The sequence below is a fragment of the Stenotrophomonas sp. 05L44_2 genome (genome assembly GCF_056665995.1).
Window position 1 is genome coordinate 1 of the sequence record NZ_JBFTNR010000456.1, and the last position, 3,466, is coordinate 3,466.

2 protein-coding genes are annotated in these 3,466 nt (G+C 63.5%); both read right to left on the reverse strand.

The annotated features are described in order from the left end of the window. On the reverse strand, positions 1-2,667 hold a 2,667-nt coding region (locus AC1VAN_RS15480; RefSeq protein ID WP_480986135.1), incomplete at its 3' end, for an ESPR domain-containing protein. Positions 2,668-2,734: 67 nt separating this feature from the next. Further along, a complete protein-coding gene (locus tag AC1VAN_RS15485) occupies positions 2,735-3,433 on the reverse strand; it encodes a pilus assembly protein (RefSeq protein WP_442252296.1) in 699 nt (232 codons plus the stop codon). Between the last annotated feature and the right edge of the window lie 33 nt (positions 3,434-3,466).

Below are 3,466 nucleotides of genomic sequence, written 5' to 3' on the forward strand. Positions count from 1 at the left end.
ACCTATGGCGATGGAGTTCTTTCCCACCGCGCGAGAAAATGCCCCTATCGCGACTCCACCTTCACCACCGACGGTTGCTTCAGCCGAATCACCGATTGCAACTGCCCCCACTCCTGCGGCCGATGCTCGTTGGCTGCCACCTATACCGATTGATACGAACTTTCCCACGCTCTCAAGCGCCAGGATTCTCTCGTTGGCCGCAAACAACTGCCCACCATTCACCGCATCGGTACTGGACGCAGAGCTGATATCCCCCGCTGCCACACCCCGCACCTTGCCGCCGTCCAGATCAATGGAGCCGTCAGCTGCGTAGCGGACCACACCCTCCAGATCGGGATCGAAGTTGTCGAACTCGGTACGCAGGGCATCCAGATCGCGCCGGTTGTCGGCGATACCCGTCTGGTGCCCAGAAATCTGCGAGGCATGACTGGTCAGCAGGGACTGATTTGCAGTGACTTTCTCGTCAACGGCAAACAGCTGCTTGCCCGTTACTGCATCCGTGCTGGTGTTGCTCAACGCGGCATCCGCCACGTTTACCAATTTGCGCTTCAGCGTCGCGTTGCCAACAGAGACCTGGCTGGTGCCGGTCGTCACGGACTTCTCGCCCAAGGCCACCGCATTGTCGTGCAATGCCTTCGCGTTTCCACCGAGGGCGACAGCATAGTGGGCCGTCACACTGGAAGCGCTGCCTACAGCGATTGCATTGGTGCCTACGGCATTGGCCGTGTTGCCCAGAGCGATTGCTGCCACGCCATTGCCCTTGGCAGCATTACCCATCGCCATGGCCAGGTTTCCGGTCGCGGTTGCTTTGTTCGCCTCGCTCACCTCAGCCGCTGTGGCAAGTAGATTGTTCGTGGCCCGGGCTCTGCGCAAGGCCTCTTGCGCAGCGGCTTGCGCTGCAGCCAGGTCCTGATTGGTGGCATGCAACTGGTTGCCGGTGATCGCGTCGGTACTGCCCGCCGCGATCACGCCATCGGCCAGGTACTGGATCTTTCGCCTGTTGGAGGAATTTCCGACCGAGATGGTATTGGCGCCTGCTGTTACCGAACCGGCCCCCAGGGCTACGGCATTGGCGTGCGTGGCACTGGCGCGATCTCCCAGAGCTACCGCACTGGCGCTGCCTGCCTTGGCGAGGTTCCCGACAGCAGTGGAATACGTTCCGCTGGCAGCCGACTCACGTCCCAGTGCGGTGGCCTGAGTGGCCGTCGCCTGTGCAGAGAATCCAAACGCGCTGGCGTGGGTACCTTGCGCCTTGGCCTGTGTGCCCGCAGCGAATGCGCCGGTGCCACTGGCAACTGCCTTGTTGGCGTTGGACATGGCCGTGCCCACTGCTGTGATATAGCCACTGGACGTCGCTGTGCCCAGAGCATTTTCGGCGATGGTTTTGGCGGTCGTCGCGTTGGACGTCGCGGTCGCCACCAATGCGTTGGTAGCGTGCAACTGGTTGCCGGTGATCGCGTCGGTACTGCCCGCCGCAATCACGCCATCGGCCAGGTACTGGATCTTCCGCCTGTTGGAGGAACTTCCGACCGAGACGCTGTTGGCTCCAGAGGTGACCGAGTTGCTGCCGAGTGCAACCGAATTCCCATGCGTCGCGATTGCCCCGCGACCAAGGGCCACCGTACCGTTGGTGCTTGTCTTGGCCTGATAGCCGATGGCAACCCCATCATGCGTGGAACTGGCACTGCCGCCCAAGGCGACGGCACCCGTCCAGCCGCTGCTGCCAGCGAAGGCACCTGCGCCAATGGCAATACGCGCTACTCCGGACCCGGGTGCCGTGCGCGCGCCGCCGCCCAATGCGAGTGTATCTTCACCGTCAGCCGTTGCCTCAACACCTATCGCAAGCGCACGGCTGCCGATTGCCTTGGCGGCATTGGCACTGGATGGCGCAGTCCCCGTCGCCAGCAACGTCTGACTCTGGCGTACGCTGGCCAGCGCCTGCTGCGTAGCATGCAACTGCCTGCCGGTCACGACCTCGCTGCTGTTTGCGTCGACCGCACCATCGGCGACATAGACAATCTTGCGTCGCGTTCCGCCATTTCCGACCGATACCTGATTGTCACCATAGTCATTGGAATCCGCCCCAAGCACGATGGAATTGCGCCCGGCCGCGAGCGCGCCGCTCCCCAGCGCAATCGCGTTGTAGCCGTAGGATTTTGCATCGTTACCCACCGCGACGCTGCCAATCTCCCAGGCAACGGCCTGATGCCCCAGCGCAGTCGCATGTTGCCCGTTGGCATTGGCTTGGTAGCCAAGTGCCACGCCGTAGTTGTTGGAGTGTGCCCATACGCCGACCGCGACTGCCCTGTTGAGAGCACCAGCATACGAACCGAGCTGGACGAAGTCGCTGTAGGCCAGCGGAAGCGCGTTCGCGCGGGAGAACGCTCGCCCGCTGGGAGCGGTGGCGGCATCCTCGTGCACAAGCATGGCGCTTGCGTTGAACGGGCCAAAGGCAGCGTACAGGGCGTCTTCCATCCACTCATCAGCGCCTGTTTCGAGATGGCCCGCTGTGGCTGCCATGACCGATGCCGGCAGCATGGCCAGCACCAGCGCCAGTCCGGGACCACGCGATGTGTGCCTGCGCGTGCCGCGCGCTGCCACCAGTTCGCTTGCAACCACCCAGCATTGGCGGGCGGCGGACCAGAGCCGTCGATAGATCTTGTTCATGGGATTCTCCTTAACAAACGGAACAGAAGGAACCGCTGTGGCACCAAGCCACAGCGGCGAGATGCACTCAGAGCGCGACGTTGTGCACGTGCTCGCGATAGCCATCGCGGGTCAGCCGGTAGCGCAGCTGCAGCGTGTGGCCCGGCTGCAGGGCAAATGGCAGTTCCAGCGCGCTGCCGGGATACAGGCTGCGCGAGACGTCATGTGCGGTGCAGCGCGCGCCATCGCAGTCAGCGATGCTGGTGATGCCCACGCGTACCGTGCCGGTGTTGCGCAGTTGGCTTCCCTCCACCTGCACGTCCATCGTCGATTGCGCGGGCAGCACATTGACCAGCGCGCCCCAGACCAGGCTGACGCCGACATTGGCCTGGGCCTTCTCACCCTCGCCTGCCGGGTCCGCACGTTCGGGGCCGCGCACGCCCTCGAAGTACACGCGGTATGCCGTTTCCTTTTCGACCGGCTGCAGCGGAATCACACGGATCAGCCGGTTGCCGCCACCGGCGAGGGCGAACTTTCCCGGCGTGATGGCGATGGCGGCCTCATTCGGCTCCACCTCAACCTCCTGTTCACCTGCCCCCGCCGGGTCGACGATGCGCTTGATAGATGCCTGCACGTACTGCGGTTGGGTGGACTGCGAGTAGATGCGTATCTGTGCGCCTTTCTTCGCGTCCACCGACGTACGCATGGGGTGCACGGTGAGATTGGCATGGGCAGGCAACGCCATCAGCAGCGACAGCGGCAGCAGGCAGCGGACTAGGGGTTTCATCGGGGACTCCATGTGGGGTTCAGGGCGTGACGG

What these genes read in the sequence shown, in the direction of transcription:
- AC1VAN_RS15485 (WP_442252296.1), bottom strand. Translation starts at nt 3,433, where the DNA reads ATGAAACCCCTAGTCCGCTGCCTGCTGCCGCTGTCGCTGCTGATGGCG.